Here is a 3,419-nt window from a genome sequence, read left to right as displayed (position 1 = left end):
GCTGCTCGGCGGGTACCGCTTCGCCGGCTACAAGACCCGCCCGCAGCCGGCCCGGCGGGAGCCGGTCGCCGAGGTGCTGGTGGCCGTGCCGGACGCCGGGGACGCCACGGCGACGGCCGAGGTCGCCCGGGCCAGGGCGGTCACCGACGCGGTCCGGCTCACCCGGGACTGGGTCAACACCGCCCCGAACGAGCTGCGCCCGCCGGCGTTCGCCGACGCCGTGGCCACCGCCGCCCGGGAAGCCGGGCTGGATGTCGAGGTGCTCGACGAGGCGGCCCTGGCCGCCGGCGGCTACGGCGGCATCATCGCCGTCGGGCAGGGCTCGGAGGCCCCGCCGCGCCTGGTGAAGCTCAGCTACACGCCGGCGGGTGGCGGCACCGGCAAGCGGGTCGCGCTGGTCGGCAAGGGGATCACCTTCGACACCGGCGGCATCTCGATCAAGCCGGCGCAGGGCATGTGGGAGATGAAGTCCGACATGGGTGGCGCCGCCGCGGTCGCCGCCACCATGCTGGCGGTCGCCGCGCTGAAGCCGTCGGTGCCGGTCACCGCGTACCTGCCGATGGCGGAGAACATGCCGTCCGGCTCGTCGTACCGGCCGGGTGACGTGATCAGCATGTTCAACGGCAAGAAGGTGGAGGTGCTCAACACCGACGCCGAGGGCCGCATGGTCCTGGCCGACGCGATCGCGCGGGCCTGCGCGGACGGCTGCGACTACCTCTTCGAGACCTCCACGCTGACCGGCGGCCAGGTCGTCGCGCTCGGCAAGCGCATCGCCGGCGTGATGGGCACCCCGGAGGTCTGCGAGCGGGTCCGGACGGCCGGCGACGCGGTCGGCGAGCCCGCCTGGCCGATGCCGCTGCCGGACGACGTGCGCAAGGGCATGGAGTCCGACGTCGCGGACATTTCCCAGGTCAACGCGGGGATGGACCGGGCCGGGCACATGCTCCAGGGCGGGGTGTTCCTGCGCGAGTTCGTCAGCGAGGACGTGGCGTGGGCGCACATCGACATCGCCGGCCCGAGCTACCACTCGGGTGAGGCGACCGGCTACTGGACCAAGGGCGGCACCGGGGTCCCGGTCCGCACGCTGCTCCAGCTGATCGACGACGTGGTCGCCAACGGCTGAGGCGTACGCGGAACGGACGGGGCGCCCCTGCCGGGCGCCCCGTCCGCCGTTTCAGAACAGCTCGGGGCGGCGCTTGCGGCGTTCGTTGTAGTCCCGCATGCGTTGCGGGTACCCGACCAGGCGTACGTCGTAGACCGGGATGCCCACCCGGTACGCGAAGCGCCGCGCCCCGTCCGGCCCGTCGACGCGGCGGCGGGTCCACTCCCCGTCGTCGGCGATCAGCATGACGGTGGTCTCGGTGACCGTGGTGCGGGGTTCGATGAACGCCTCGACGCCCCGTCGGGTCCGGACAAAGGTCTCGAGGTGGTCCAGATCGGCACGGTCGGCCGCCCGGTCCAGGCTGACCGCGCCCGCCTTCTTCCGTCGTCGGAACAGTCCCACCGGTCGTCTCCCCACACACCGCGTCATCGAAGCCGGTGACAAGCGTACGTGTCGACGACGTGTCGTTGGGCACCTCGGTACGCGGGCTGCGGGCGGTGGTGACAAGATGACCGAGGTGGGGTGTGTCTGTTACTCCGCCGTAACCCCCGATGCAGCGACGCGACCTGGGAGTTGGACGTGAGCGAGCCGAACGAAGCGACCTTCGACATCGTCATTCTCGGAGGTGGCAGCGGCGGCTACGCGGCGGCGCTGCGTGCCGCCCAGCTGGACCTCTCCGTGGCCCTGATCGAGAAGGGCAAGCTCGGGGGCACCTGCCTGCACAACGGCTGCATCCCCACCAAGGCGCTGCTGCACGCGGCGGAGATCGCCGACCAGACCCGCGAGTCGGAGCAGTTCGGCGTGAAGGCCGAGCTGCACGGCATCGACATGACCGCCGTCAACTCGTACAAGGACGGCGTGGTCGCCCGTCTCTACAAGGGCCTGCAGGGCCTGGTCGGCGGCGCGAAGAACATCACCTTCGTGGCCGGCGCCGGCAAGCTGGTCGCCAAGAACACCGTCGAGGTCGACGGCAAGCGTTACACCGGGCGCAACGTCATCCTGGCCTCGGGTTCGTACGCGAAGAGCCTGCCCGGCCTGGAGATCGACGGCGAGCGGATCCTGACGAGCGACCACGCCCTGACCCTGGACCGGGTCCCGGCGTCGGCGATCGTGCTCGGCGGTGGCGTGATCGGCGTCGAGTTCGCCAGCGTGTGGAAATCCTTCGGCGTGGACGTGACGATCGTCGAGGCACTGCCCCGGCTGGTCGCCGCCGAGGACGAGGAGTCGTCGAAGGCGCTGGAGCGGGCCTTCCGCAAGCGGAAGATCAACTTCAAGGTCGGCAAGCCGTTCGAGAAGGTCGAGAAGACCGACAACGGCGTCCGGCTGACCATCGCCGGTGGCGAGACGGTCGAGGCCGAGCTGCTGCTGGTCGCGGTCGGCCGGGGCCCGAACACCGCCAACCTCGGGTACGAGGAGCAGGGCGTCAAGATGGACCGCGGCTACGTGCTGACCGACGAGCGGCTGCGCACCAGCGTGCCGAACGTCTACGCCGTGGGCGACATCGTGCCCGGCCTCCAGCTCGCCCACCGCGGCTTCCAGCAGGGCATCTTCGTCGCCGAGGAGATCGCCGGCCAGAACCCCGCCGTGATCGACGAGGCCGGCATCCCGCGGGTCACCTACTCCGACCCGGAGCTGGCGTCGGTCGGTCTGACCGAGGCGAAGGCCAAGGAGCAGTACGGCGCCGACAAGATCAAGACCTACAACTACAACCTGGGCGGCAACGGCAAGAGCCAGATCCTCAAGACCACCGGCTTCGTGAAGCTGGTGCGCGTCTCCGACGGACCGGTCGTCGGCGTGCACATGGTCGGCGCCCGGGTCGGTGAGCAGGTCGGTGAGGCCCAGCTCATCTACAACTGGGAGGCGTACCCGGCCGAGGTGGCGCAGCTCGTGCACGCCCACCCGACGCAGAACGAGGCCCTGGGCGAGGCGCACCTGGCCCTCGCCGGCAAGCCGCTGCACGCGCACGCCTGATCGAGAACTGATTCCGCGGCGTCCGGCGGCAGACGGGCGAGATCGCACCAGGGACTGAAGGAGTTTTGGAAGATGCCGGTATCGGTCACCATGCCCCGGCTCGGCGAGAGCGTCACCGAGGGCACCGTCACGCGCTGGCTCAAGCAGGAGGGCGACACCGTCGAGGTCGACGAGCCGCTGCTCGAGGTGTCGACCGACAAGGTCGACACCGAGATCCCGTCCCCCGCGGCCGGCGTGCTGACCCGGATCGTGGTGGGCGAGGACGAGACCGCCGAGGTCGGCAGCGAGCTGGCCGTCATCGACGGTGAGGGCGGCGCGGCCGGCGGCGGCGAGGCCCCGCAGGAGG

4 protein-coding genes are annotated in these 3,419 nt (G+C 71.1%); 3 read left to right on the top strand and 1 reads right to left on the bottom strand.

The window, feature by feature from the left end; genetic code table 11:
- Nucleotides 1-1,123: leucyl aminopeptidase (locus tag AB0I76_RS25650; RefSeq protein ID WP_357040399.1), on the top strand; the 1,123-nt coding region annotated here is incomplete at its 5' end.
- A 51-nt stretch (nucleotides 1,124-1,174) separates the two neighbouring features.
- Here AB0I76_RS25650 and AB0I76_RS25645 read toward each other — a convergent pair.
- A complete protein-coding gene (locus AB0I76_RS25645; protein WP_357040396.1) occupies nucleotides 1,175-1,504 on the bottom strand; it encodes a hypothetical protein in 330 nt (109 codons plus the stop codon).
- Between the two features lie 177 nt (nucleotides 1,505-1,681).
- Between AB0I76_RS25645 and lpdA the strand changes: the two genes are divergently transcribed.
- Complete coding sequence (gene lpdA, locus AB0I76_RS25640; RefSeq protein WP_357040393.1) at nucleotides 1,682-3,073, top strand: dihydrolipoyl dehydrogenase; 1,392 nt, start codon at nucleotides 1,682-1,684, stop codon at nucleotides 3,071-3,073.
- Between the two features lie 72 nt (nucleotides 3,074-3,145).
- On the top strand, nucleotides 3,146-3,419 hold a 274-nt coding region (locus AB0I76_RS25635), incomplete at its 3' end, for a biotin/lipoyl-containing protein (RefSeq protein WP_357040390.1).

The organism is Micromonospora sp. NPDC049799 (assembly GCF_040656655.1).
Classification (GTDB): Bacteria; Actinomycetota; Actinomycetes; order Mycobacteriales; family Micromonosporaceae; genus Micromonospora.
The sequence above is the reverse complement of the archived record's forward strand: the minus strand, read 5'-3'. Positions and strand labels throughout refer to the sequence as shown.